Below are 22946 nucleotides of genomic sequence, written 5' to 3'. Positions count from 1 at the left end.
GGGAATGGGAAGGGGCGGAGGAGGCGACGTCACTAGGACGCGAACAGCCGCACGGGCCACGCGGCGTGCGCCTCCGCACCGATCTCCAGCAGTGGCGCGGACCCGGCGGGCAGCGCGTCGACCCCCAGGTCGACGGCCCGGTGCGCCGCCTCCACGGCGTCGGCCACCACCCGGTCGACCTCGGGCGCGAGCCGCGCGAGCACCCCGGTCGCGTCGAACGGGTCGAGGCTCAGCAACCGCACCACGGCGGTCGCGGCCCCGCTCACCCCTTCGTACGCGGAGCAGTACGCGGCGTCCTGCGCACCGAGCCCGGCGGCCCGCGCGGCGAGCCCGAGCACGACCGGCTGATGCGCCCCCTTGGGGAACTGCCGCGCCAGGGCGTCGAGTTCGGGGTGCGGCCAAGTGGCACGCGCGGCCCGCATCATCTGCCGCCCGAGCTTGCGCGCGGCGACGCGCAGCGCGGCCGACGGCGTCCGCGCGTCGGCGGCCGCGTCGAGCGTGCCCGGGTCGATGCCGAGCGCTGCGGCCGCGGCGAGGGCGGCGGTCACGGCGCCGCTGGTGTGCAGGCGGCCCCGGCAGAACTCCTCCAGGCTCGCCGCGCCGGTGATGCGGCCCGCCTTGACGGCGGCCTCCGCCCCGCCGGAGTGCGCGTGCCCTCCGGCGGGGAAGCGGCCGTCGGCGAGGACGAGCAGTGCGGCGCGCGTCATGACGTACGCGCCGGGCTCGTGTGCGGCCGCATCAGAACAGGAAGTACCGCTGCGCGAGCGGCAGTTCGGCGGCCGGGGCGGGCTCGACGAGCTCGCCGTCGATGGTCACGGCGAACGAGTCGGCGGCGACCTCGACGCGCGGCAGGGCGTCGTTGTTGACCATGTCGGACTTGCCGCGGCCACGCGTGGAGTGGATCGGCACGAACGACCGGCCGAGCCCGAGCCGCTCCGGCAGCCCGTCCTCGATCGCCCACTCGCTGGTGAAGTTGACCGAGTTGGCCTGCGGCGCCTTGCCGTACGCCCCGTACATCGGGCGCGGAAGGACCGGCTGCGGCGTGGGAATGGACCCGTTGGCGTCGCCCATCTGCGCGTACGCGATCTGGCCGCCCTTGACGACGAGCTGCGGCTTCACGCCGAAGAACTTCGGGTCCCAGAGCACCAGGTCGGCGAGCTTTCCGGGCTCGATGGAGCCGACCTCGTGGTCGATGCCCTGCGAAACGGCCGCGTTGATCGTGTACTTGGCGACGTAACGGCGGGCGCGCGCGTTGTCGGCGCGGGTGTCGCCGGGCAGGAAGCCGCGGCGGCGCTTCATCACGTGCGCGGTCTGCCAGGTCCGCATGATGACCTCGCCGACGCGGCCCATGGCCTGCGAGTCCGAGGACATGATGGAGATGGCGCCGAGGTCGTGCAGGATGTCCTCGGCCGCGATGGTGGTGGGCCGGATGCGGGACTCGGCGAAGGCCAGGTCCTCGGGGACCGCCGGGTTGAGGTGGTGGCAGACCATCAGCATGTCGAGGTGTTCCTCGACGGTGTTGACGGTGTGCGGCCGGGTCGGGTTGGTCGAGCTCGGCAGCATGTTGGGCAGCGACACCGCGGTGATCATGTCGGGTGCGTGCCCGCCGCCCGCGCCCTCGACGTGGAAGGCGTGCAGGGTGCGCCCGGCGACCGCGTCGAAGGTGTCCTGAACGAAGCCCGCCTCGTTCAACGTGTCGGAGTGGATGGCGAGTTGGACGCCGGACTCCTCACAGATGTCGAGGCAGGCGTCGATCACGGCCGGGGTCGCGCCCCAGTCCTCGTGGATCTTGAAGCCGATGGCGCCGCCGCACAGCTGGGCGCGCATCGAGTCCTTCGACATGGTGTTGCCCTTGCCGAGGAAGCCGATGTTGACCGGGCTGTTCTCCATCGCGGCGAACATCCGGGCGAGGTGCCAGGGGCCGGGGGTGATGGTGGTGGCCTTGGAGCCCTCGGCCGGGCCCGTGCCGCCGCCGACCAGCGTGGTCACACCGGAGGCGAGGGCCTCGTCGAACTGGGTCGGCGAGATGAAGTGGATGTGGGTGTCGATGCCGCCCGCGGTGACGATCTTGCCGTTGCCCGCGATGATCTCGGTGTCGGGGCCGAGGACGAGGTCGGGGTGGACACCGTCCATCGTGTCCGGGTTGCCGGCCTTGCCGATCGCCGTGATGCGGCCGTCGCGGATGCCGACGTCGGCCTTGACGATGCCCCAGTGGTCGATGATGACGACGCCGGTGATGACCGTGTCCGGGGTGCCGTCGGCACGGGTGGCACGCGACTGGCCCATGGACTCGCGGATCACCTTGCCGCCGCCGAAGACCGCCTCGTCGCCGGAGAGGCCGGGGCCGCCCGAGCGGTCCTCCTCGATCTCGACGAGCAGGTCGGTGTCGGCGAGCCGGATGCGGTCGCCGGTGGTGGGGCCGAACAGATCGCCGTAGGCGGCGCGGGACAGCTCAGGCATCGAGGGCACCTCCGGTCTCGCCGCGCAGGCCGGTGACGATGCGATTGCCTGCGAGGGCTACGAGTTCGATGTCGACGGGGATGCCGGGCTCGAAGCGAACGGCGGTGCCCGCGGCGATGTTCAGCCGCTTGCCGCGGGCGGCGGCGCGGTCGAAGTCGAGGCCGGGGTTGGCCTCGAAGAAGTGGTAGTGGGAGCCGACTTGAATGGGGCGGTCGGCGGCGTTGAGCACCGTCATACGTATGACGTCGCGGCCCTCGTTGTACCCGACGGGTTCGTCGGCGAAGAGGATCTCTCCGGGAATCATGACTTCCGCTCCCCCGTCAGACGATCGGCTCGTGCACGGTGACGAGCTTCGTGCCGTCGGGGAACGTGGCCTCGACCTGGACATCGTGGATCATCTCGGGGATGCCGTCCATGACGTCGTCACGGGTGAGCAACTTGCGGCCGGATGCCATGAGTTCGGCGACCGTGCGCCCGTCCCGGGCACCTTCGAGAATGTGCGAAGTGATCAGCGCGACCGCCTCGGGATGATTGAGCTTGCGACCCCGGGCCCGACGCTTCTCGGCGACGTCGGATGCCACATGGATGAGCAGTCTTTCCTGCTCGTGCGGGGTCAGTTGCACGATCCACCTCACAGTCCTTCATGCCGAGCCGTGCGGGCCCGGCTGCCGCGGCCACCGCGACGGGTCTAGATGTAACACACAAGGAATACGGACACCTGTGCGGACCCCTGCCCCTAAAAGGGGCCGATGACCTGGGACTGAAGGCTAATTGAGCGGAGTTTCAACGGCGTTAACCGACGCTTGACCGTCTTATTGCTGAACGCCGCCGGCGCTACCGGATCTCGGGACCGCGATGCTCGGCCGCAATACCGAACCTTTGCTGTTCGCCCGGAGCGGACGTCAGGGTGCCAATCCGTGACACAGACGTGATCACAGGTTCATCCGCGACATCCCCGGCGGACCCCCCCCATCGCCTCGAGTCGCTCCAGGTCGGCGGCCGAGACGAGGGCGGCGAGCGGCTTGCCGTGCCGGGTGACGACCACGCGCCCGCCGCCGTACACGACGCGATTGATCAGGTCGGCGAGCTCAGCCCTGGCTTGCGTCACCGGAATCTCGTAGGCCATGTTCACCATCGTACGTCATGTACGTCCTGTACATTTTTGGAGAAGCGGGTACTGAAGTCAGCAGCGTCTTGAGGAGGCACCATACCCCGTCCGTCCGGCCGCTACGTCCTGCCCGAGTTCACCGAGCACACCAGCTCGGGCAGCCGCACCCTCGACCCGTATTCGAAGCTTCTGGAAGAGCGCATCGTCCTCCTCGGGACGCCGATCGACGACGTCTCGGCGAACGATGTGATGGCACAGTTCATGCACCTCGAGTACCTGGCGCCCGACCAGGACATCTCCCTGTACATCAACTCCCCGGGCGGCTCGTTCAGCGCGATGACCGCGCTCTACGACACCATGCAGTTCGTCGGCTGCGACGTCGCGACGACCTGCCTGGGGCAGTGCTCGTCCGTGGCCGCGGTACTGCTCGCGGCGGGGACACCCGGCAAGCGGATGACGCTGCCCGGCGCGCGCGTGGTGCTCGACCAGCCCTCGCTGCCCGAGCCGGCCCAGGGACAGCCGAGCGACCTGGAGATCTACGCGAGCGAACTCACGCGCATGCGCGACCAGTTGGAGGAGCTGCTCGCCCGGCACAGCGGGCGCACCAAGGAGCAGGTCGGCGCGGACATCGAGCGGGACACCGTCCTGACGGCCGAACAGGCCCTGGAGTACGGACTGGTGGACCACGTCGTCGAGAGCCGTACCGCCACCCTGCGCTCCCCCGGCACGAGGTGATCGGCCGATGTATCCACCCGAACCGCCGCCGCTGCCCGCGATGACCCGCGCCGAGTGCGAGCTCGTGGACCGCTATCTGGAGGTGGTCGACCTCATCGCGCGGATCAACCCGGCCCGGGGCGACGACACCTACAGCGGCCTGCGCGCGGCGCAGGCGCTGGTGAGCCGGGCCGTCGAGCTGCGGGACGCGCTGAACCTGATGCACCAGAGGGGCGAGAGCCGGGTGCACGCGAGCACGCTGGCGCGGGCACTGCGCGTCCTGGACGGGGAGCGGCGCACCAACCGGGTCACACTGCCGTCAGAACCGGTCAGTTGAATTCACTTGAAGCCAATTGAAGTCAGGTGAAGCCGTCGACCGCTCACCGGGCTTCCCGAACCGTCGAGCCGCAACCCAAACGACCCAGATGGGGTACCCCGTACGGCCTAGCCTCCGGTACGCGGATGAGCCCGGCAAAGTTGCGTACGAGCCGTAGGCAACCGCCGGAATATGGCGTTCCGCCGCTGGTGCGGGGCTCGTCGGGTCTCGGCGGGCAGGGGCGAAAGGCGCAGCGTCCACCTGAACGGGTCAAGGGTGACGAGCCTCACTTACCGCCGGTTCGACTCGGATTTCGCCTCGGCCGTGCGTGAAGATCCGTTGCGACGACAAGCCCCCGCCGCCGCGGCGGGGCGGTCCGCACGGACGCCGAGTCCTGCCGCCGTGCGGATGCCAGGTCGACAGGAGTGCATCGGCAGGAGTGGAGGACCCGAGCACGACGGGCCACCGCCGCGCCTCGTCAGAGGCCGCGCCGGACGGCCCTTGGGGTGAAGCCGCGGTACGCGGCCGGGCAACTTCGCCACCCGAACCCGACAGGTCATCCTTCACAGGCGGTTGACGAAGGGTTGCGCATGACTGCGCTGAATCGTGTTCCGTCGCTGCTGACCCGGGCGGGCACCGCTTCCGCCCTCTCCATCGCCGTCGCCGGCGCGGGGCTCATGGTCCCCGGCGCCGCGTCCGAAGCATCAGCGGCAACGGCATCCGTCAAGGCACTGCAGGTCGCCGCGTCCAAGAAGGGTGCACCGTACAAGTGGGGCGCCGCGGGGCCGCACCGGTTCGACTGCTCGGGCCTCACGCTCTACTCGTTCAAGCGGGCGGGCAAGAAGCTGCCGCGCACCGCGGCCCAGCAGTACAACAAGACCAAGCACATCTCCAGGTCTCATCGCACACCTGGAGACCTGGTGTTCTTCCGCTCCGGCCGCAGCATCTACCACGTCGGCATCTACGCCGGAAAAGGCCGCATCTGGCACTCCCCGAAGACCGGTTCCGTGGTCCGTCTGGAGCGGATCTGGACGAACAGCGTGTCGTACGGCCGGGTGCGGTGAACCCCTGCGCTCGCGCTTGAGCGGACCGCGAGCGGATACTCGTAGGGGATGCATGAGCGCAACGAGACGCCTCTGGAACGCGCCGATCGGAACTTCGGAGAGCTCCTCCAAGAGCTCCGGGTCACCCAGACCGGCGTGCAGTTCCTGTTCGCGTTCCTGCTGACGCTCGCGTTCACCCCCCGCTTCCCGTCGCTCGACACGGTCCAACGGACCACGTACGTCACGACGTTGCTCCTCACGGTCATCGCGGCCGCGCTGTTCACGGCGCCGGCCGCGGTGCACCGGGTGCTGTTCCAGCTGGGTGCGAAGCGGCGGATCGTACGGGTGTCCTCGCGGCTCGCGGCGTACGGGATGGCGGCGCTCGTGCTCGCGCTGAGCGGGTCCGTGCTGCTCGTGGTCGATGTGACGGTCGGCAGGGCCGGCGGGATCGCGGCCGGCGCCGGCGCGTTCTGCGTCTGTGTGGGGCTGTGGGGACTGCTCCCGTGGCTGATGCGGCGCGCGCTCCTCAAGCGGGACGACTGACCGGGGCCACCCACGGCAGTGTGATCCACACCGTCTTGCCGCCCTCCGGGGTCGGGCGCACCGTCAGGGTGCCGCCGCACTCCGCGGTGAGACAGCGGATGATGACCATCCCCCGCCCGTTGTCCTGCTGGACCGCGGCCGGCAGCCGCTTGGGATAGCGGGGGTGACTGTCGGTGACACCGATGCGCAGCCGCTCGTCGCGGTCCAGCTCCACGTCGACGGTGAACGTGGGGGACTGCCCGAGGGTGTGCTGCACCGCGTTCGTCGCGAGTTCGGACACGATCAGGCGGACGGTGTCCGCCGCGTCCGTCCCCGACGCCATGCCCCACTCCGCGAGGACGGAGGCGACATACCTGCGGGCGGCCGAGACCGAGGCGGGATCGCTCGGCAGCGTGACGGATGCTTCCTGGTGGTCTGCCATGGCGACGTGTCCCTTTCCCGCCGAGGTGGCTCGTCCGGCCTCGCGGATCGCTCGCGCGCGGGCCCCGGCAACTGCTTCGCGCCAGATTGCCACTTGGACGTCCCACTGTGGTGCCGATCCCCCAAGATATGCATATATCTGTCGCTCGATGCGGTGAACTCTGCGACGGTGGACCGTATTTGGGCCGAGGCACGCTGTGTCCTCTACCGTCGGCTCAGACACGCGTCCCGTGCGGCCGGGAGGGAGTCCGGCCGGGTGACGCGAGGAGCCCGAGGAGTCCTCCATGAAATACGGTCCCGCGGTACGCCGCCGCAAGCTCGGTGCCGAATTGCGGACGCTGCGCGTCCAGGCCGGCCTCACGAGCGGGGAGGCGGCCAGGCTCGTCGGCTGGCACCAGTCGAAGGTGAGCAGGATCGAGACAGGGCGCAGTGGCGTGAAGCCTTCGGACGTGCTGCGGCTGCTCGACGCCTTCGAGGCCAGCGATCCCCGGACCCGCGAGCTGCTGGTCGCGCTGGCCGGCGGCGACGAGGCGGGCGGGCACCACTGGTGGCACGCGTACCGCGGTCTGCTGCCGCCCGCGTACCGCGATTTCATCAGCCTCGAGTCACAGGCGTGCCGCATCAGGACTCTGGAGACGAGTGTCGTACCGGGGCTCCTGCAGACGCCCGAGTACGCGCACGCGGTGACATGTTCGGTGCTGAACGGGGCACCGGACCGACACATCGACGCGTTGGTGGAGGTGCGGCTCGCGCGCCAGGACGTGCTGCGCGCCGAGCCGCCGCTGCGGCTCACCGCCGTGCTCGACGAGGCCGTGCTGCGCCGCGAGGTGGGCGGGAGCGGCGTGCTGCGACGGCAGTTGACACATCTGACCGAGGCGGCGTCGATGCCGCATGTCCGGATCCAGGTGCTTCCGTTCTCGTCCGGAGGCCATATCGGCCTGACGGGACCTTTCGTTGTGTTCTCTTTTCCGAACACATCTGATCTGGATGTGGTTGTTCTCGACCATTTGACGAGTAGCCTCTACCTCGAACGGAAAGAAGACCTCAAGGCGTACACGGACGCCTTCGACGCTCTTCTGCTCCATGCCAGGTCACCCGAGGATTCACTGGAATTCATCGCAAAGATTGCCGGGTAAGCGAGGACGCCGACACCTCGTCGTGCGCCGGCACCGCGTGAGGAGGCACCATGACCATTGCGTGCAGTACGTCGCTGAGGGGCGTCCGATGGCGGCGCAGCAGCCGCAGCACGGGCGCCAACAACTGCGTGGAGACAGCGCCGTTGAGGACGAGCGTGACGACCGGACTGCTGGCCGTCCGGGACTCCAAGCACACGGCGGGCCCCGCGCTCCTGTTCACGTCCGAGACCTGGCGGAGCTTCGTCAACTCCCTGCGGTAGCAGCCCCGTTCGGGACAGTGCGGCTGATCACCCGGACGGCCTCGGCGACCTCGGTCTCCGTGAGGTCGGCGCGGGCGGTCAGCCGCAGCCGCGCGATGCCGTCAGGCACGGACGGCGGCCGGAAGCACCCCACCGAGAGCCCCGCGTCCCGGCAGTCGGCCGCCCAGCGGACGGCCGCGTCGGGCGAGGGAGCGCGCACGGAGACGACCGCGGCGTCGGGCCGTCCCGCCAACAGGCCCTCGCCCAGCAGCAGTTGATGCAGCGACGTCGCCACGTGTCGTGCACGCGCGGCGCGTTCGGGCTCGCGGCGCAGCAGTCGCAGCGCCGCGAGGGCCGAGCCGCAGGCGGCCGGAGCGAGGCCCGTGTCGAAGATGAACGTGCGGGCCGCGTTGACGAGATGGTCGATGACGTGGGCCGGACCGAGGACCGCGCCGCCCTGACTGCCCAGCGACTTGGACAGGGTGACGCTGACGACGGTGTCCGCCGCGCCCGCGAGGCCCGCCGCGTGCGGGACGCCGCGTCCACCCGGCCCCACGACACCGAGCCCGTGCGCGTCGTCGATGATCAACCCCGCACCGAACTCCCGTGCCACTTGCGCGAGTTCGACGACGGGCGCCCGGTCGCCGTCCACCGAGAACACCGAGTCGGTGACGACGACGGCCGGCCCGTCATGTGTGCCGAGCGCCTTGCGGACGGCTTCCGGGTCCGCGTGCGGAGCCACGTGGGTGGCACCCCGGGCGAGCCGGCAGCCGTCGATCAGCGAGGCGTGGTTGCCCGCGTCCGACACGATCAGTGAGGCGCCCGGGGCGAGCGCGGTGACGGCGGCGAGGTTGGCGGCGTACCCCGAGGAGAACACGAGGGCCGCCTCGAAACCGCAGAACTCGGCGAGTTCCCGCTCAAGGCGGGCGTGCAGCTCGGTGCTGCCCGTCACCAGGCGGGACCCGGTGGCCCCGCCGCCCCACCGGCGCGCGGCGTCGGCCGCACCCTCGACGACCTCGGGGTGCCGGGCGAGGCCCAGATAGTCGTTGCTCGCGAGGTCGAGCACCGGGCTGTCCGCGGGGCGCGGGCGCAGGGTGCGGACGAGTCCCGCGGCCTCGCGGGCGCGCCGCTCGGCTCCGATCCAGCCGAACGCGGGTGTGTGGGGCGTGGCCATGTGTCCCTCTGCGAGTCCGGCAACGGGTGAGCGCTGCTTTGTAGGTAATGCACAGACACTAGCGGCCGCGCCACTCGGGCAGGGTGTGGCAATACCCACACGACGTACGCCGTCCTTTGTAGAGAGTCTCCTTTCCCCGAGGGCACGGGATAGGTAAGGATCAGGGCCCATGGACCTGCTGAACACGCTGGTGGACAAGGGGCTTCGGCGCGAACTGCCGAGCCGTGAAGAGGCGCTCGCGGTACTCGCGACGTCCGACGACGAACTGCTCGACGTGGTGGCCGCGGCCGGCAAGGTGCGCCGCCATTGGTTCGGGCGGCGGGTGAAACTCAACTATCTGGTGAACCTCAAGTCGGGTCTGTGCCCGGAGGACTGCTCGTACTGCTCGCAGCGCCTGGGGTCGAAGGCGGAGATCCTCAAGTACACCTGGCTGAAGCCCGACGAGGCGTCGAAGGCGGCGGCCGCCGGGGTCGCGGGCGGCGCCAAGCGGGTGTGTCTGGTGGCAAGCGGGCGCGGCCCCACGGACAAGGACGTGGACCGGGTCGCGCGCACCATCGATGCGATCAAGTCCGAGAACGAGGGCGTGGAGATCTGCGCCTGCCTCGGCCTGCTCGACGAGGGGCAGGCGGAACGGCTGCGCGGCGCGGGGGCGGACGCGTACAACCACAACCTCAACACCTCCGAGGCGACGTACGGCGACATCACGACGACGCACACGTACGCGGACCGCGTCGACACCGTGAACAAGGCGCACGAGGCGGGCCTGTCGGCCTGCTCCGGTCTGATCGCGGGGATGGGCGAGCGCGACGAGGACCCGGTCGATGTCGTCTACGGGCTGCGCGAACTCGACCCCGATTCGGTGCCGGTGAACTTCCTGATCCCGTTCGAGGGGACGCCGCTGGCCAAGGAGTGGAACCTGACGCCGCAGCGGTGTCTGCGGATCCTGGCCATGGTGCGGTTCGTGTGCCCGGACGTGGAGGTGCGGATCGCGGGCGGCCGCGAGGTGCACCTGCGCTCGATGCAGCCGCTCGCGCTGCACATCGCCAACTCCATCTTCCTGGGCGACTACTTGACCAGCGAGGGCCAGGCGGGGAAGACCGACCTGGACATGATCGCGGACGCCGGTTTCGAGGTCGAGGGCACGGAGCAGGTGACGCTGCCCGAGCACCGGGCCGCGGGCGGCTGCGGTTCGACGTGTGCGCCCGCACCGGAGACCGGGACCGACGGCGAGGCCGCCGCCGACACCGAGGGGGCGCGGACCGATCTCGTCGCCGTACGTCGCCGGGGCGCGGGAACGGATCTGGCGCCCAATGCCTGAGCTGAACGTGGCCGAACTGCTCGACCTGGACCGGCGGCACGTCTGGCACCCGTACGGTCCGATGCCCGGCACGCAGACGCCCCTGGTCGTCGAGTCGGCGGCCGGGGTCCGGCTGCGGGTCGCGGACCACGGCGAACTGGTGGACGGGATGTCGTCGTGGTGGTCGGCGATCCACGGCTACGGCCATCCGGTGCTCGACGAGGCGGCGCGCGGCCAGTTGGGACGGATGAGCCATGTGATGTTCGGCGGCCTGACGCACGAGCCGGCGGTACGGCTCGTGGAGCGCCTCGTCGACATGTCACCGGAGGGCCTTGAGCATGTGTTCCTCGCCGACTCGGGCTCGGTGTCGGTCGAGGTCGCGCTGAAGATGTGTCTGCAGTACTGGCGCTCGCTCGGGCGACCCGGGAAGCGGCGGATGCTGACGTGGCGCGGTGGCTACCACGGTGACACCTGGCAGCCGATGTCCGTGTGCGACCCGGAGGGCGGGATGCACGGTCTTTGGGCGGGTGTGCTCCAGGAGCAGATCTTCGTGCCCGAGCCGCCGAGCGGCTTCGACGCGTACGACGAGTCGTACGCGGAGCAGTTGCGCGACGCGATCGGCCGGCACGCGCACGAGGTGGCGGCCGTGATCGTGGAGCCGGTGGTGCAGGGCGCGGGCGGGATGCGCTTCCACTCCCCCGCGTATCTGCGGGTGCTGCGGGAGGCGTGCGACGCGCACGACGTCCTGCTGGTGTTCGACGAGATCGCCACGGGGTTCGGGCGGACCGGAGAGCTGTTCGCGGCCGGCCACGCGGGGGTGTCGCCCGATGTGATGTGCGTCGGGAAGGCGCTGACCGGCGGCTATCTGACGATGGCGGCGACACTGTGCACGGCGCGGGTCGCCGAGGGGATCTCGCGGGGCGAGGTGCCGGTGCTCGCGCACGGGCCGACGTTCATGGGGAACCCGCTGGCGTCGGCCATCGCGTGCGCGTCGATCGATGTGCTGCTCGAACAGGACTGGCGCACCGAGGTGAAGCGGATCGAGACGGGGCTGAGTGACGCCCTGTCAGCGGCGTCGCAGATAAAGGGAGTTCGGGACGTTCGGGTTCTGGGCGCCATCGGTGTCGTGCAGCTCGACCACGAGGTCGACATGGCGGCGGCGACGCGGGCGGCGGTCGCGGAGGGCGTGTGGCTGCGGCCGTTCCGGGACCTCGTCTACACGATGCCGCCGTATGTGACGAGCGACGAGGACGTGGCACGGATCGGCCGTGCGGTGTGCGCGGTCGCCGCGGCGGCCTCCGGGGAAGGGTGAGTGCCGTGGTGGGTGTGCTGGTGGTGACCGGGACCGGGACCGAGGTCGGCAAGACCGTGACGACGGCGGCGCTGGCGGCCGTCGCGGCGCGAGCGGGTCGTTCGGTGGCCGTGCTCAAACCGGCGCAGACGGGTGTCGCGCCCGGGGAGCCGGGGGACGTGGCCGAGGTGGTGCGGCTCGCTGGGGACGCGGTGACGGGCGTCGAGCTGGCGCGCTATCCGGAGCCGCTCGCGCCGGGGACGGCGGCGGCGCGGGCCGGGCTCGCGCCGGTGCGGCCGTTGCAGGTCGCCGAGGCCGTGAGCAAGCTGGCGGCGTCGCACGACCTCGTGCTGGTCGAGGGGGCGGGCGGCCTGCTCGTGCGCTTCGACGAGGAGGGCTCGACGCTGGCGGATGTGGCGGGCCTGCTCGGGGCACCGGTCCTGGTGGTCGCCGCGGCGGGTCTCGGGACGCTGAACTCCGTGCAGTTGACGGGTGAGGCGTTGCGCTCGCGCGGCCTTCAGCAGGCGGGTGTCGTCATCGGCAGCTGGCCCGGCGACCCGGGGCTCGCGGAGCGCTGCAACGTCGCCGACCTGCCGGTGGCGGCGGGCGCGGAGCTGCTGGGGGCGGTGCCGGAGGGGGCCGCGGCGATGGCGCCGGGGGCGTTCCTCGCGGAGGCCGGCGGGTGGCTGGCGCCGTCGTTGGGCGGCGTGTGGGACGGGGCGTCGTTCGCGCGGCGCGAGTGTCCCGAGGCGGTCCCGCGGACGGCGCCTTCGTAAGAGGTCCGCGGCGCCACCGGGGCCGCCTTGCCCGCCTCGCCCAGGGGTCCGCACCGGTGTGTGCGGGCAAGAAGGAGGTGGGGGCGGTCACCCGGAGGAGGCGCCATCGTGGGCAGGGAACAGGCACGATCAGCCGGCAGGGCAGCCGGCGGCGGGGACGCCGTGCATCACCCGGTGTTCGCGCGGTACTACGCGCAGGTCGTCGAGCGGGCGGAACCCCTCATGGCCCCCGTGCGCCGCGAGCTCGTCGCCGGCCTTTCGGGGCGGGTGCTGGAGGTCGGCGCCGGGACCGGCATCGGTTTCGGGCACTATCCGTCCACCGTCTCCGAGGTCGTCGCCATCGAACCGGAGCGCACCCTGCGCCGGATCGCCCTCGACGCGGCGCAGCGCGCGGACGTGCCGGTCGACGTGGTGCCGGGCGCCGCGGAGGCGCTGCCCGTGAAGAGCGAGGCATACGACGCCGTGGTGCTCAGCACCGTCCTGTGCAGCGTGCGGAGCGTGGACCGCGCCCTGCGTGAGGTGCGGCGCGTGCTGCGGCCTGGCGGTCAGGTGCGGTTCTTCGAACATGTGCGGGCTCCCGGGCGCGGCATGCGCCTGGTGCAGACGGCCCTCGACCGGACCGTGTGGCCGCTCTGTGTCGGCGGCTGCCATCTGCGGCGGGACGCCCTCGGCTCGCTGCACGCGGCCGGCTTCGAGCTCGGCGACCACCGGGCGCTGACCATGCCGGGGCACGGGCCGCGGCAGCCGATGGCGTACTGCGTGCTGGGCACGGCCAGGCGCCCCGCGGACTCCGTGGACCGCACGTAGCCTCACAGGCTCCAGGTTCGCAGTTCCTTCTCGATGTCGTCGATCGTCGCCGTGCCCGTCTTCACCAGCCGCGCCAGATCGCGGATCTGCTCGGGCGACGTGACGATCTTCAACCCGCTGGCGACGAGGTACGCGTAGGCGACGGCCGTCGCGTACATCACGTTCGAGCGCTCCAACGCCGGTACGTGGATGAGGAGTTGCAGGAGGGCGGCGGCGCGCGCGTGCGGCGAGTCGTAGACCGGCACGTCGAATATCGCGGCCCGGTGGCGGGCGACGGCGGACACCAGGGCGCCCCAGTCGGTGACCTGCGGATCACCGGGGGTCTTCTGCTCGGCGACCATGAGCAGCCAGGCGAGGTCGATGGTGAGATGCGGGGGCTGCGGCGGTTCACTCAACGGGGCGGCGCCGGCCTTCCGTGTCCGCGCCGAACTCCTCGGCGAACACCGATTCGTACTGCTTCATGAAGTCCGCGGCGGCGTCGACGAACGTTCGCCCCTGCTCACCGGCGTCGCGCCGCACCAGCTCCTCGATGTACCGGTTCACGCTCACCCCTTGGGCGAGCGCGCGCTCACGGGCGGCGCGGGCGGTGCCCTCCTCCACCCTGACGTTCAGCTGCGTCTTGGCCATGCCTCCACGCTAGCGCCGATGCGCTAGCACCGGCAAGGCGCGGACGATCGATCGTCTGCGCCTCTCCACACCTTTGATCTCCGGCTGTACTCTCGCGGGCCGGACGGGACAGGACCGGCGGATGAGCGCGAAGGGGCCCTCATGCCGATGGGCAGGCCGGACACACCGCACGCCGCCGCGCCCCCGGGCCGCGGCACCTGCCCCGAGCGCTGGCTGCCCGTCTGGAGCCACCGCGAGGACCTGCTCCGGGTCGCCCGGCGCAGATCCGTGTCCCCGGAGGACGCCGAGGACGCGGCGCACGAGGCGATGCTGCGCGCGACGGAGCGGCCCGGCCCGGACGACGAGCGGCTCGGCGGGTGGCTCACGGCGGTGACGCTGCGCCTGTGCGTCGACCGGCACCGGCAGGTCACGCGGGAGGCCGAGGTGCACCGCAGTCCCACGCTGACGGTCCCGGGGCCCGTGCCGGTCGACGAGGCCGCGTGCGACCGGGACGAGGCGCGCCGGCTGGCGGCCCGCAGCGCCCAGCTGCCCGAGCGCCAGGCCGAGGCGCTGCGGCTGAAGTCCGAGGGCCTCGACGTGGGCGAGGTGGCCCTGCGGATGCGGCTGAACTACCGGACCGTCGAATCGCTGCTGGCGCGGGCCCGGCGCACCCTGCGCTCCACGCTGGCCGGGACGCTGGGGCTCGCGGCGTTCCTGTGGGCGCGCGGCAAGCTCGCGGCGAGCGGTCCCGCGCAGGCCGTCGCAGTGTCCTCCGCGGCGGGCGGCCTGGTGGTGGCGGGGCTCGTGCTGCCGTACGCCGCCGAACACACCGCGCCTCGGCCGTCCGCCGGGCCACGGGCGGCCGAGGCGCCGACGGGGCAGGTCCGGCCCGTAGGCGCCGGCCGTCCCGCCTCCGCGCTCCCCCGCAAGCCGCAAGCCGCAGGCCGCAGGCCGCTCATCGGCAGGCCGCCGACCCGTCCGAGCGCACGAGCTCGAGCGCCACCGCCGCGGCCCCTGCGCGACGGTTGCCGACCATGGCGCTGCCCGCCTTCACCCTGCCGACGCTGACACCGCTCTCCGTTTCGGTGCTGGGGGTGACGGTGTCCGGCCTGCGGCTGCCGTCCGTGACCGTGTCGCCGTCCGCGGCTCCGTCCCCGCCACCGGCGACGCCTTCACCGGAGCCTGAGCACCCCCGGAAAACATCCGCCCCCGCCGCGACGGACCGGCCCCGCCTCCCCGTGGAGCAGGTGTCAGAAGTGCGGCAGCACGGCCGGAGGGGGACCGGATGGGTGCCGAGGTCCGCGTCGAAGGACTTGCCAAGCCCTTCGCTCGGCGAGTGGTCCGGCGAGATGTCTCGCTGACGCTGCCCGCCGGTGAGATCCCGGCCATGGGCCGCACCGCCGACGGCTGGAAGGTGAGCGGCATGGACGCGCTCCGAAGGCCCGTTGTCAGAGCGAGCGACTATCCTCGGAACCCGATGTCGAGCCTTCGAGGTCGATGCGCAACTGGCTTACGACGTAAGGGAGTTGGGGTGGGGGGAACGAGTGTGGTCAAGGATGCCGCTGTCGCCGCGCGGGCCAGGGGCCTGACGAAGGCGTACGGCTCCGGCGAGACGCAGGTGCTCGCCCTCGACGCGGTGGACGTGGACATCGCCCGCGGCCGGTTCACGGCCGTGATGGGGCCCTCGGGCTCGGGCAAATCCACGCTGATGCACTGCCTGGCGGGACTCGACACGGTCTCGGCGGGCCAGGTATGGCTGGGCGAAACGGAGATCACGGGCCTGAAGGAGCGCGACCTGACGCGGCTGCGGCGCGACCGCGTGGGCTTCATGTTCCAGTCCTTCAACCTGATCCCCACGCTGAACGCGGCGGAGAACATCACGCTGCCGATGGACATCGCGGGCAAGTCCCCCGACCCGAAGTGGCTGGAGCAGGTCATCGACACGCTCGGCCTGCGGGACCGGCTGAAGCACCGGCCCGCCCAGTTGTCCGGCGGCCAGCAGCAGCGCGTCGCGTGCGCGCGGGCGCTCGCCGCGCGCCCCGAGCTGATCTTCGCCGACGAGCCGACGGGGAACCTGGACTCGCGGGCCGGGCTCGAAGTCCTCGGATTCCTGCGCCAGTCGGTCGACGAACTGGGCCAGACCGTGGTCATGGTGACCCACGACCCGGGCGCCGCCGCCCACGCCGACCTGGTCCTCTTCCTCGGTGACGGCCGCCTCGTGGACGAGATGCGCGAGCCCACCGCCGAGGCCGTCCTGGAGCGCATGAAGCAGTTCGACGTCGTGCGCCAGGCCGTCGCCGAGAAACCGGCCCCCCGGGCGTAGCCATGCTGAAGGCGACGTTACGGAGCTTCCTGGCGCACAAGGGGCGCCTCGTCCTGTCCGCGCTCGCCGTCGTCCTGTCGGTGGCGTTCGTCGCGGGCAGCCTGATCTTCTCGGACACCGTGTCGCGCACCTTCGACCGGCTCTTCGCCTCGACGTCCGCGGACGTGCGGGTGGGCCCCAAGGAGGACGACTTCGACGAGTCCGTGCCCTCGGGCACGGTGCGTACGGTGCCCGCCGCGCTGGCCGGGCGGATCGACCGGGTCGACGGCGTGGCCGCCACGCACATCGACGCGGGCGTCGAGAACATCACCGTGGTCGACCGGCACAACAAGTCGGTGGGGCCGACCACCGGCGCGCCCACCATCGCCACCAACTGGGAGCCCACGGACCGCAGTCCGGTGCGCCTGACGTCGGGGCACGCGCCGCGCGGGCCCCGCCAGGCGCTGCTCGACGCGGACACCGCAGACAAGAAGCACGTGCGGATCGGGGACCCGCTCACGGTGCTGGCCGAACCCGGCTCGTTCAAGGTCGAGGTCGTCGGCATCGCCACGTTCCGTACGACGAACCCGGGCGCGGCCCTCGTCTTCCTGGACACCGGCACCGCGCAGCGCCGGCTGCTCGGCGGCACCGGCCGGGCGTCGAGCATCGTGGTGGACGCGGCGCCGGGTGTCGCCGACGCGACGCTCAAGCGGCGGATCGGCCAGGAGCTGGGCGGGGCCTACGACTTGAAGACGGCGGACGAGGACGCCGAGTCGGCCGCCGCGGACCTGGGCGGGTTCCTCGACGTCATCAAGTACGTGATGCTCGGCTTCGCCGGGATCGCGGTCCTGGTCGGCGTGTTCCTCATCGTCAACACGTTCTCGATGCTGATCGCCCAGCGGACCCGGGAGTTGGGGCTGCTGCGGGCGCTCGGCGCGGACCGCCGGCAGGTGCGGCGCTCCGTGCTGACCGAGGCGGTGCTGCTGGGCCTCGTCGGTTCGGCGACCGGGTTCGCGCTCGGTGTGGGGCTCGCCGTCGGGCTGATCAAGCTGATGAGCGTCTTCGGGATGAACCTCAAGTCCACGGAGATGGCGGTGGGCTGGGGCACGCCCGTCGCGTCGTTCGTGGTCGGCGTCGGGGTCACGTTCGTGGCCGCCTATCTGCCGTCCCGGCGGGCGGCCCGCGTCTCCCCGATGGCGGCGCTCGCCGATGCCGAGATCACGGGCGTGGGGCGGCCGTTGCGGATCCGGGCGCTGGTGGGCTCGGTGATCGGGGCGGCGGGCGCCGCCGCGCTGATCGGGTGCTGGACGGCGGACGACACGGGGCCCGCGGCCTCGCTGCTCGGCCTCGGCATCGTCCTCACGCTGATCGCGACGGTCGTCGCGGGTCCGCTGCTCGTACGTCCCGTGATCCGGGTCCTGGGCGGCGCGTTCCCCGCCGTGTTCGGCTCGGTCGGCCGGATGAGCCAGCGCAACGCACTGCGCAACCCGCGCAGGACGGGTGCCACGGCTGCGGCCCTGATGGTGGGGCTCGCGCTGGTGGCGGGGATGTCGGTGGCGAGCGCTTCCATGAGCAAGTCGTTCGACCAGCAGATCGACGACACACTGGGCGCCGACTTCACCGTGCAGAACGCCAACTTCATGCCGTTCCCGCAGGAGGTCACCCGGAAGATCCGGGCGACGGACGGCGTGGGCCAGGTCGTGCGCCAGCGGTTCACCGCGCTCGCCGTGCGGATGCCGGACGGGAAGCGGGTGAAGACGACGGCCGCCGGGTGGGACCGGCGGGTCGACGACGTGGCGCACGTGACGTACGCGCGGGGCACCAGCGCGACCGGCCTGGCACCCCGGCACCTGCTGTTGCAGAAGGACTTCGCCGACGAGCACCGGGCACGGATCGGCAGCGTCCTGCCCGTGGAGTTCCCCGGCGGGAAGCGCACCGAGCTGACCGTGGGCGCCCTCACCGACCAGGAGGCCAACGACTTCGGGATGTCCGGCGGCTTCGCGATGGGCATGTCCACGCTGGTGCGGTACGCGCCGGGCGGCCAGGACTCGGCGGTGTACGTGAACGCCTCCTCCGGCACCGCGCCCGACGTGCTGCGCGAGCGCCTGGAGAAGTCGCTCGATCCGTATCCGCAGGTGCAGGTGCGCGACCTCGCCGACTACAAGGAGCTAATCCACGGGCAGATCGCGGTGCTCCTGTACCTGGTGTACGCGCTGCTCGGCCTGGCGATCGTCATCGCGGTCCTCGGCGTGGTCAACACGCTTGCCCTGTCGGTCGTGGAACGGACGCGGGAGATCGGGCTGCTGCGGGCGATCGGGCTCGCGCGGCGCCAGTTGCGGCGCATGATCCGCCTGGAGTCGGTGGTGATCGCCGTGTTCGGGGCGGTGCTCGGGCTCGCGCTCGGCCTCATATGGGGCGTGGTCGCGCAGCGGGTGCTCGCCCTGGAGGGCATGAAGGCGCTGGCGATCCCGTGGTCGACGATCGTCGCGGTGGTGGTCGGCTCGGTGGTCGTGGGCCTCGCGGCGGCGCTGCTGCCGGCCCTGCGGGCCTCGCGGCTGAACGTGCTGGCGGCGATCGCGCACGAATAGCGGGGCGGACGTGCGGCCTGGTCCGGACGACAGGCCCTAGGGTCGGCCCCGGTAACTGTCCACGTTCGGAGGAGAGTTCATGGCTACGGAAGGTTCGCGGGTGGCACGCCCGTTCCGCTTCGGCGTCAACATGGTCACGCCCGCGCCGGACGACGCGTGGCGCGCCAAGTGCGGGCGGGCCGAGGAGCTCGGCTACGACGTGATCCTCGTGCCCGACCATCTGGGCGCCCCGTCGCCGTTCCCCTCGCTGGTGGCCGCGGCCGACGCGACGAGCCGGCCGAAGGTGGGGACTTTCGTCCTCAACTGCGCGTTCTGGAACCCGGTGCTGCTCGCCCGCGAGGTCACCACCACCGTCGCGCTGACCGGCGGCCGTCTCGAACTGGGCCTCGGCACCGGTTACGTTCGCGAGGAGTTCGAGCAGGCCGGCCTGGAGTGGGGCACGCCGGGCAGCCGCGTCGACCATCTGGAGCACACCGTCGCGGAGCTCGACCGGCTGCTGTCCGCCCCCGACCAGGGCCCGCGGCCCCCGCTCCTGATCGGCGCGAACGGCGACCGGATGCTGCGGATCACCGCCGAGCACGCCGACATCGCGGCGTTCACCGGGGCCCGCGCGCCCCAGGGCAACGCGGGCGGTCTCGAACCCCTGACCGGTGACGAGCTGGAGGGGCGGGTCGCCGCCTACCGGAAGTTCGCCGCCGATCGCCCGGAGAGCGCCGAACTCAATCTGCTGGTGCAGTTCGCGGCGGTGACCGACGACCGGCCGGCGGCCGTCCAGCCGCTCCTGGAGCATCTGCCGCACCTCACCCAGGAGCAGGTGCTCGACTCCCCGCTGCTCCTCGTCGGCACCGTCGAGGAGATCGCCGGGCAGCTCCTGGAGCGGCGCGAGCGGTTCGGGTTCTCGTACATCACCGTCCTGGAGCCGTACATGGAGGCACTCGGACCGGTGATCGAGGAGCTGCGGGGCCACTGAGCGTCCGGCATGTGAAATCCGCGGCGCCGGGCGGCCCGCGGTGGTGGGATCCGACCATGAGTGATCTTCGTATACGTGCCGCAGGACCCGCCGATCTCGACGCCGTGCTCGCGTTCTGGAAGGAGGCCGCGGAGGGCACCAGCATCAGCGACGACCGCTCGGGCGTCGAGCGACTGGTCGAGCGGGACCCCGCGGCCCTGCTGCTCGCCGAGCGCGACGGTGGGCTCGTGGGCACGGTCATCGCCGGGTTCGACGGCTGGCGCTGCCATCTGTACCGGCTCGCGGTGCACCCCGCGGCCCGACGGCAGGGCATCGCGTCCGCGCTGCTCGCGGCGGCGGAGGAGCGGTTCGTCGCGCTCGGCGGACGCCGCGGGGACGCCATGGTCCTGGACCGGAACGAGCGGGCGCGGCACGCGTGGCAGGCGGCCGGCTACGCGCGGGAGCCGCAGTGGTCGCGCTGGGTCAAGCCGCTCGACACCGCTGCCGCCCTCGACGGCTGAAGTCGTCCCGCGGCCGGAAATTTCGCTTTGCCGGTCCTTTACCATGGATGGGTAACTCGAACTGACTCGAACTTCTACGAAAGGTGTGAGCGTCCGCCCATGGGCGAGCCTCCCAGTCCCCGCTTCGTCCCCCCGCGCGGCCCCCACGAGCGCGCATCCGTCCCGCCCCTGGCCGACCATGGGACGGAGGTGACGTCCCGATGACCGAAGTTCTGCTGCTCGCCGTCGCAGTCCTGCTGTCCCTGGCCTGCGGCGCCTTCGTCGCGGCGGAGTTCTCGCTCACGACCGTGGAGCGCGCGGACCTCGAAGAGGCCGTCGAGCGCGGTGAGCGCGGCGCGGCCGGCGCCCTGCGAGCCGTACGGAACCTCACCTTCCAGCTCTCCGGCGCCCAGCTCGGCATCACCGTCACCAACCTCGTCGTCGGCATGCTCGCCGAGCCGTCCATCTCCAAGCTCCTGTCGGGGCCGCTGGAGTCCCTCGGCCTGTCCGAAGGGGTCTCGACCTCGGTCGCCCTGGTGCTCGGCACCGCCCTGTCGACCGTGTTCCTGATGGTCGTCGGCGAGCTGGTGCCGAAGAACTGGGCGATCTCGTCGCCGGTTGCTGTGGCCAAGAAGGTGGCGACGCCGCAGCGGCTGTTCAGTGCGGCATTCCGGCCGTTCATCACGCACCTCAACAACACGGCGAACCGGCTGGTGCGCCGCTTCGGCATCGAGCCGACCGAGGAGCTGGCCTCCGCGCGCGGCCCGCAGGAGCTGATGGCGCTCGCCCGGCACTCCGCGAAGGAGGGCTCGCTGGAGGCGGACACCGCCGAGCTGTTCGTGCGCACCCTGAACCTCGCCGACCTGACGGCCGAGAACGTGATGACGCCGCGCGTCCAGGTCATGGCCCTCGATCTGCAGGCCACCTGCGAGGACGTGGCGAACGCGACGCGGGCCACCGGCCTGTCCCGCTTCCCCGTCTACCGGGGCAGCCTCGACTCCGTCGTCGGCGTCGTGCACATCAAGGACGTCCTCGCGGTGCCCGACGAGCAGCGGGCCCGCAAGGGCGTCTCCGATCTGCTGCGCGAGCCGCTCCTGGTGCCGGAGACGCTGACCGTGGACCGGCTGCTCGACCGGCTCTCCGGCAAGCGGACGATGGCCGTCGTCATCGACGAGTACGGGGGCACGGCCGGGGTGGCCACCCTGGAGGACATCGTCGAGGAGGTCGTCGGCGAGGTCCGCGACGAGCACGATCCGCACGAGACCCCCGACATCGCGGCCGCGGGCACCGACCCCGAGGGCCGCACCCTCTACTCCGCCGACGGCGCCGCCCGCACCGACCAGCTCGCGCGGGTCGGCCTGCGCGCGCCGGACGGACCGTACGAGACCCTCGCCGGGCTCGTCGCGACCGAGCTGGGCCGGATCCCGGACATCGGCGACAGCGTCGAGGTCACCGGGTGGCGGCTCGACGTCGTGGACGCACACGGGCGCCGCGCGGCCCGCGTGCTGCTGCACGCGCCGCTGATCCTGGACACCGAGGAGCGCCGGTCGGCGGGCGAGGAGAAGAGCGGCCGGGCGGCCGCGAAGGCCAAGGCCTCGCACAGGTCCGCCAGGGCCGACAGGACCTCGCACGAGAAGGGGGCGGCCCGATGACCGCGATCCAATTGCTCATCGGCCTGGCGACCCTCGTCGTCAACGCCTTCTTCGTGGGCGGCGAGTTCGCGCTGATCTCGGTGCGCCGCAGCCAGATCGAGCCGTACGCCGAGGAGGGCGACCGGCGCGCGCGCAGCGTCATGTGGGGCCTCGAACACGTCTCGGCGCTACTGGCCGCGGCCCAGCTCGGCATCACGCTGTGCACGCTGGTGCTCGGCATCGTCGCCGAGCCGGCCATCGCGCATCTGCTGGAGCCCGCGTTCGACGCGGTCGGCGTGCCGCACGGCCTGGTGCACCCGATCTCGTTCGTGATCGCGCTGACCGTGGCGACGTATCTGCACATGCTGCTCGGCGAGATGGTGCCGAAGAACATCGCGCTCGCCGAGCCGGTGCGCTCGGCGCTGCTGCTCGGCCCGCCGCTCGTGGCGATCGCGCGCGCCCTGCGCCCGGTGATCTTCGCGATCAACGCCTTCGCCAACGGACTGCTCAAACTGCTCCGCGTGGAGGCGAAGGACGAGGTCACGGCGACGTTCTCGGACGACGAGCTGGCCCGTATGGTCAAGGACTCCTCCGAGGCGGGGCTCATCGACGACCGCGCGCAGGAGCGCCTGCACGACGCGCTCGAACTCGGCCGCCGCCCCATCAAGGACGTCGTCCTGCCGATCGAGAAGGTCGTCTACGCGCGCGTGGGCGTCACGCCCGAGGAGCTGGAGCGGCTCTCCGCCGAGTCCGGGTTCTCGCGCTTCCCCGTGGTGGACGAGGGGCGGCGGATCGTCGGCTACCTCCACGTGAAGGACGCCCTGGACGCGACGCCGCGCGACCTGCCGTTCCGGGTGCCGGACATGCGGTCCATCGCGCGCGTACGCGAGACGACGCCGCTGGACGACGTGATGACCGCGATGCGCGGCAGCCGTACGCATGTCGCGGCGGTGCTCGGCGCGGACGGCCGGCTCGCCGGTCTGGTGACCATGGAAGACGTGCTGCGGGAGCTGTTCGGCCAGCCGGTGTGAGCGGCCGGGCCCGCC

General features: G+C 71.7%; 25 protein-coding genes, 1 pseudogene and 1 riboswitch. Of the genes and pseudogenes, 17 read left to right on the top strand and 9 right to left on the bottom strand.

Annotation, left to right across the window (positions count from 1 at the left end; genetic code table 11):
* Positions 1–32 precede the first annotated feature (32 nt).
* The 5 genes and pseudogenes from ACIA8D_RS26245 to ACIA8D_RS26225 all read right to left on the bottom strand — a co-directional run bounded on the left by ACIA8D_RS26245 (position 33) and on the right by ACIA8D_RS26225 (position 3586).
* Complete coding sequence (locus ACIA8D_RS26245) at positions 33–707, bottom strand: urease accessory protein UreF (protein WP_399235895.1); 675 nt, start codon at positions 705–707, stop codon at positions 33–35.
* Between the two features lie 31 nt (positions 708–738).
* A complete protein-coding gene (locus ACIA8D_RS26240; protein ID WP_399235894.1) occupies positions 739–2460 on the bottom strand; it encodes an urease subunit alpha in 1722 nt (573 codons plus the stop codon).
* Entirely contained in the window at positions 2453–2764 is a 312-nt protein-coding gene (locus ACIA8D_RS26235) for an urease subunit beta (RefSeq protein WP_399235892.1), read from the bottom strand. The genes ACIA8D_RS26240 and ACIA8D_RS26235 overlap by 8 nt, the downstream gene beginning before the upstream one ends.
* A 16-nt stretch (positions 2765–2780) precedes the next feature.
* Complete coding sequence (locus tag ACIA8D_RS26230; RefSeq protein WP_399235890.1) at positions 2781–3083, bottom strand: urease subunit gamma; 303 nt, start codon at positions 3081–3083, stop codon at positions 2781–2783.
* A 211-nt stretch (positions 3084–3294) separates the two neighbouring features.
* Positions 3295–3586 (bottom strand): annotated as a pseudogene (locus ACIA8D_RS26225) (type II toxin-antitoxin system prevent-host-death family antitoxin).
* An 81-nt stretch (positions 3587–3667) separates the two neighbouring features.
* Between ACIA8D_RS26225 and ACIA8D_RS26220 the strand changes: the two are divergent.
* The 4 genes from ACIA8D_RS26220 to ACIA8D_RS26205 all read left to right on the top strand — a co-directional run bounded on the left by ACIA8D_RS26220 (position 3668) and on the right by ACIA8D_RS26205 (position 6184).
* Positions 3668–4303 carry an ATP-dependent Clp protease proteolytic subunit gene (locus ACIA8D_RS26220; RefSeq protein WP_399236106.1) on the top strand — a complete coding sequence of 212 codons (636 nt, stop codon included), beginning with the start codon at positions 3668–3670 and terminating at the stop codon, positions 4301–4303.
* A gap of 7 nt (positions 4304–4310) precedes the next feature.
* Entirely contained in the window at positions 4311–4619 is a 309-nt protein-coding gene (locus tag ACIA8D_RS26215; RefSeq protein ID WP_399235888.1) for a hypothetical protein, read from the top strand.
* A 354-nt stretch (positions 4620–4973) separates the two neighbouring features.
* Positions 4974–5185: riboswitch (cyclic di-AMP (ydaO/yuaA leader) on the top strand.
* 3 nt (positions 5186–5188) lie between these two features.
* Positions 5189–5662: a C40 family peptidase gene (locus ACIA8D_RS26210; RefSeq protein ID WP_399235886.1), complete on the top strand. Its 474-nt coding sequence runs from the start codon at positions 5189–5191 to the stop codon at positions 5660–5662.
* A 48-nt stretch (positions 5663–5710) separates the two neighbouring features.
* Entirely contained in the window at positions 5711–6184 is a 474-nt protein-coding gene (locus ACIA8D_RS26205) for a DUF6328 family protein (RefSeq protein ID WP_399235884.1), read from the top strand.
* Here ACIA8D_RS26205 and ACIA8D_RS26200 read toward each other — a convergent pair.
* Positions 6168–6605: an ATP-binding protein gene (locus ACIA8D_RS26200; protein ID WP_399235883.1), complete on the bottom strand. Its 438-nt coding sequence runs from the start codon at positions 6603–6605 to the stop codon at positions 6168–6170. The genes ACIA8D_RS26205 and ACIA8D_RS26200 overlap by 17 nt on opposite strands.
* Before the next feature lie 283 nt (positions 6606–6888).
* Here ACIA8D_RS26200 and ACIA8D_RS26195 point away from each other — a divergent pair, with 283 nt between their 5' ends.
* Both ACIA8D_RS26195 and ACIA8D_RS26190 read left to right on the top strand, forming a co-directional pair.
* Positions 6889–7740 carry a helix-turn-helix domain-containing protein gene (locus tag ACIA8D_RS26195; RefSeq protein WP_399235881.1) on the top strand — a complete coding sequence of 284 codons (852 nt, stop codon included), beginning with the start codon at positions 6889–6891 and terminating at the stop codon, positions 7738–7740.
* Between the two features lie 50 nt (positions 7741–7790).
* Positions 7791–8000: a DUF397 domain-containing protein gene (locus ACIA8D_RS26190; RefSeq protein ID WP_399235878.1), complete on the top strand. Its 210-nt coding sequence runs from the start codon at positions 7791–7793 to the stop codon at positions 7998–8000.
* Here ACIA8D_RS26190 and ACIA8D_RS26185 read toward each other — a convergent pair.
* A complete protein-coding gene (locus ACIA8D_RS26185) occupies positions 7984–9153 on the bottom strand; it encodes an 8-amino-7-oxononanoate synthase (protein WP_399235876.1) in 1170 nt (389 codons plus the stop codon). The two genes, ACIA8D_RS26190 and ACIA8D_RS26185, sit on opposite strands and share 17 nt — an antisense overlap.
* Before the next feature lie 169 nt (positions 9154–9322).
* Between ACIA8D_RS26185 and bioB the strand changes: the two genes are divergently transcribed.
* The 4 genes from bioB to ACIA8D_RS26165 all read left to right on the top strand — a co-directional run bounded on the left by bioB (position 9323) and on the right by ACIA8D_RS26165 (position 13324).
* Entirely contained in the window at positions 9323–10471 is a 1149-nt protein-coding gene (bioB, locus tag ACIA8D_RS26180) for a biotin synthase BioB (RefSeq protein WP_399235874.1), read from the top strand.
* Positions 10464–11762: an adenosylmethionine--8-amino-7-oxononanoate transaminase gene (locus ACIA8D_RS26175; RefSeq protein WP_399235873.1), complete on the top strand. Its 1299-nt coding sequence runs from the start codon at positions 10464–10466 to the stop codon at positions 11760–11762. The genes bioB and ACIA8D_RS26175 overlap by 8 nt, the downstream gene beginning before the upstream one ends.
* A gap of 8 nt (positions 11763–11770) precedes the next feature.
* The gene (gene bioD, locus ACIA8D_RS26170; RefSeq protein ID WP_399236105.1) at positions 11771–12517 is read left to right on the top strand and encodes a dethiobiotin synthase; all 747 of its coding nucleotides are present in this window, start codon (positions 11771–11773) and stop codon (positions 12515–12517) included.
* 108 nt (positions 12518–12625) lie between these two features.
* The gene (locus ACIA8D_RS26165; protein WP_399235871.1) at positions 12626–13324 is read left to right on the top strand and encodes a class I SAM-dependent methyltransferase; all 699 of its coding nucleotides are present in this window, start codon (positions 12626–12628) and stop codon (positions 13322–13324) included.
* A 2-nt stretch (positions 13325–13326) separates the two neighbouring features.
* Here the strand turns inward: ACIA8D_RS26165 and ACIA8D_RS26160 are convergent, their stop codons facing one another.
* Both ACIA8D_RS26160 and ACIA8D_RS26155 read right to left on the bottom strand, forming a co-directional pair.
* Positions 13327–13665 carry a fic family toxin-antitoxin system, toxin component gene (locus ACIA8D_RS26160; RefSeq protein WP_399236103.1) on the bottom strand — a complete coding sequence of 113 codons (339 nt, stop codon included), beginning with the start codon at positions 13663–13665 and terminating at the stop codon, positions 13327–13329.
* A 46-nt stretch (positions 13666–13711) separates the two neighbouring features.
* Positions 13712–13951, bottom strand: a complete 240-nt coding sequence (locus ACIA8D_RS26155) for a toxin-antitoxin system HicB family antitoxin (RefSeq protein ID WP_327664513.1) — start codon at positions 13949–13951, stop codon at positions 13712–13714.
* A gap of 141 nt (positions 13952–14092) precedes the next feature.
* On the opposite strand from ACIA8D_RS26155, the gene ACIA8D_RS26150 reads away from it, so the two are divergent.
* From ACIA8D_RS26150 to ACIA8D_RS26120, 7 genes are all read left to right on the top strand, one after another.
* A complete protein-coding gene (locus ACIA8D_RS26150; RefSeq protein WP_399235868.1) occupies positions 14093–14998 on the top strand; it encodes an RNA polymerase sigma factor in 906 nt (301 codons plus the stop codon).
* A 463-nt stretch (positions 14999–15461) separates the two neighbouring features.
* Complete coding sequence (locus tag ACIA8D_RS26145; RefSeq protein WP_399235866.1) at positions 15462–16253, top strand: ABC transporter ATP-binding protein; 792 nt, start codon at positions 15462–15464, stop codon at positions 16251–16253.
* 2 nt (positions 16254–16255) lie between these two features.
* Positions 16256–18820 (top strand): ABC transporter permease, encoded by a 2565-nt coding sequence (locus ACIA8D_RS26140; RefSeq protein ID WP_399235864.1) that lies wholly within the window; start codon positions 16256–16258, stop codon positions 18818–18820.
* A 100-nt stretch (positions 18821–18920) separates the two neighbouring features.
* Complete coding sequence (locus tag ACIA8D_RS26135) at positions 18921–19790, top strand: LLM class F420-dependent oxidoreductase (protein WP_399236101.1); 870 nt, start codon at positions 18921–18923, stop codon at positions 19788–19790.
* A gap of 56 nt (positions 19791–19846) precedes the next feature.
* Positions 19847–20290, top strand: coding sequence for a GNAT family N-acetyltransferase (locus ACIA8D_RS26130; protein ID WP_399235862.1), 444 nt, complete (start codon positions 19847–19849; stop codon positions 20288–20290).
* Positions 20291–20490: 200 nt separating this feature from the next.
* Entirely contained in the window at positions 20491–21921 is a 1431-nt protein-coding gene (locus ACIA8D_RS26125; RefSeq protein WP_399235860.1) for a hemolysin family protein, read from the top strand.
* Entirely contained in the window at positions 21918–22931 is a 1014-nt protein-coding gene (locus ACIA8D_RS26120) for a hemolysin family protein (protein ID WP_399235858.1), read from the top strand. Before ACIA8D_RS26125 ends, ACIA8D_RS26120 begins: the two co-directional genes overlap by 4 nt.
* The last annotated feature ends 15 nt before the right edge of the window (positions 22932–22946 follow it).

Source organism: Streptomyces sp. NPDC051684, assembly GCF_044453445.1.
Taxonomy (GTDB): Bacteria; Actinomycetota; Actinomycetes; order Streptomycetales; family Streptomycetaceae; genus Streptomyces.
The sequence above is the reverse complement of the archived record's forward strand: the minus strand, read 5'-3'. Positions and strand labels throughout refer to the sequence as shown.

Excerpts from the sequence above, each read along its gene's own strand:
- ACIA8D_RS26235 (WP_399235892.1), bottom strand. The coding sequence starts at position 2,764 with ATGATTCCCGGAGAGATCCTCTTCGCCGACGAACCCGTCGGGTACAAC.
- ACIA8D_RS26125 (WP_399235860.1), top strand. The coding sequence starts at position 20,491 with ATGACCGAAGTTCTGCTGCTCGCCGTCGCAGTCCTGCTGTCCCTGGCC.
- ACIA8D_RS26200 (WP_399235883.1), bottom strand. The coding sequence starts at position 6,605 with ATGGCAGACCACCAGGAAGCATCCGTCACGCTGCCGAGCGATCCCGCC.
- ACIA8D_RS26150 (WP_399235868.1), top strand. The coding sequence starts at position 14,093 with ATGCCGATGGGCAGGCCGGACACACCGCACGCCGCCGCGCCCCCGGGC.
- ACIA8D_RS26240 (WP_399235894.1), bottom strand. The coding sequence starts at position 2,460 with ATGCCTGAGCTGTCCCGCGCCGCCTACGGCGATCTGTTCGGCCCCACC.
- ACIA8D_RS26185 (WP_399235876.1), bottom strand. The coding sequence starts at position 9,153 with ATGGCCACGCCCCACACACCCGCGTTCGGCTGGATCGGAGCCGAGCGG.
- ACIA8D_RS26140 (WP_399235864.1), top strand. The coding sequence starts at position 16,256 with ATGCTGAAGGCGACGTTACGGAGCTTCCTGGCGCACAAGGGGCGCCTC.
- ACIA8D_RS26190 (WP_399235878.1), top strand. The coding sequence starts at position 7,791 with ATGACCATTGCGTGCAGTACGTCGCTGAGGGGCGTCCGATGGCGGCGC.
- ACIA8D_RS26195 (WP_399235881.1), top strand. The coding sequence starts at position 6,889 with ATGAAATACGGTCCCGCGGTACGCCGCCGCAAGCTCGGTGCCGAATTG.
- ACIA8D_RS26205 (WP_399235884.1), top strand. The coding sequence starts at position 5,711 with ATGCATGAGCGCAACGAGACGCCTCTGGAACGCGCCGATCGGAACTTC.
- bioB (WP_399235874.1), top strand. The coding sequence starts at position 9,323 with ATGGACCTGCTGAACACGCTGGTGGACAAGGGGCTTCGGCGCGAACTG.
- ACIA8D_RS26155 (WP_327664513.1), bottom strand. The coding sequence starts at position 13,951 with ATGGCCAAGACGCAGCTGAACGTCAGGGTGGAGGAGGGCACCGCCCGC.
- ACIA8D_RS26120 (WP_399235858.1), top strand. The coding sequence starts at position 21,918 with ATGACCGCGATCCAATTGCTCATCGGCCTGGCGACCCTCGTCGTCAAC.
- ACIA8D_RS26160 (WP_399236103.1), bottom strand. The coding sequence starts at position 13,665 with ATGGTCGCCGAGCAGAAGACCCCCGGTGATCCGCAGGTCACCGACTGG.
- ACIA8D_RS26175 (WP_399235873.1), top strand. The coding sequence starts at position 10,464 with ATGCCTGAGCTGAACGTGGCCGAACTGCTCGACCTGGACCGGCGGCAC.
- ACIA8D_RS26245 (WP_399235895.1), bottom strand. The coding sequence starts at position 707 with ATGACGCGCGCCGCACTGCTCGTCCTCGCCGACGGCCGCTTCCCCGCC.
- ACIA8D_RS26130 (WP_399235862.1), top strand. The coding sequence starts at position 19,847 with ATGAGTGATCTTCGTATACGTGCCGCAGGACCCGCCGATCTCGACGCC.
- ACIA8D_RS26210 (WP_399235886.1), top strand. The coding sequence starts at position 5,189 with ATGACTGCGCTGAATCGTGTTCCGTCGCTGCTGACCCGGGCGGGCACC.
- ACIA8D_RS26215 (WP_399235888.1), top strand. The coding sequence starts at position 4,311 with ATGTATCCACCCGAACCGCCGCCGCTGCCCGCGATGACCCGCGCCGAG.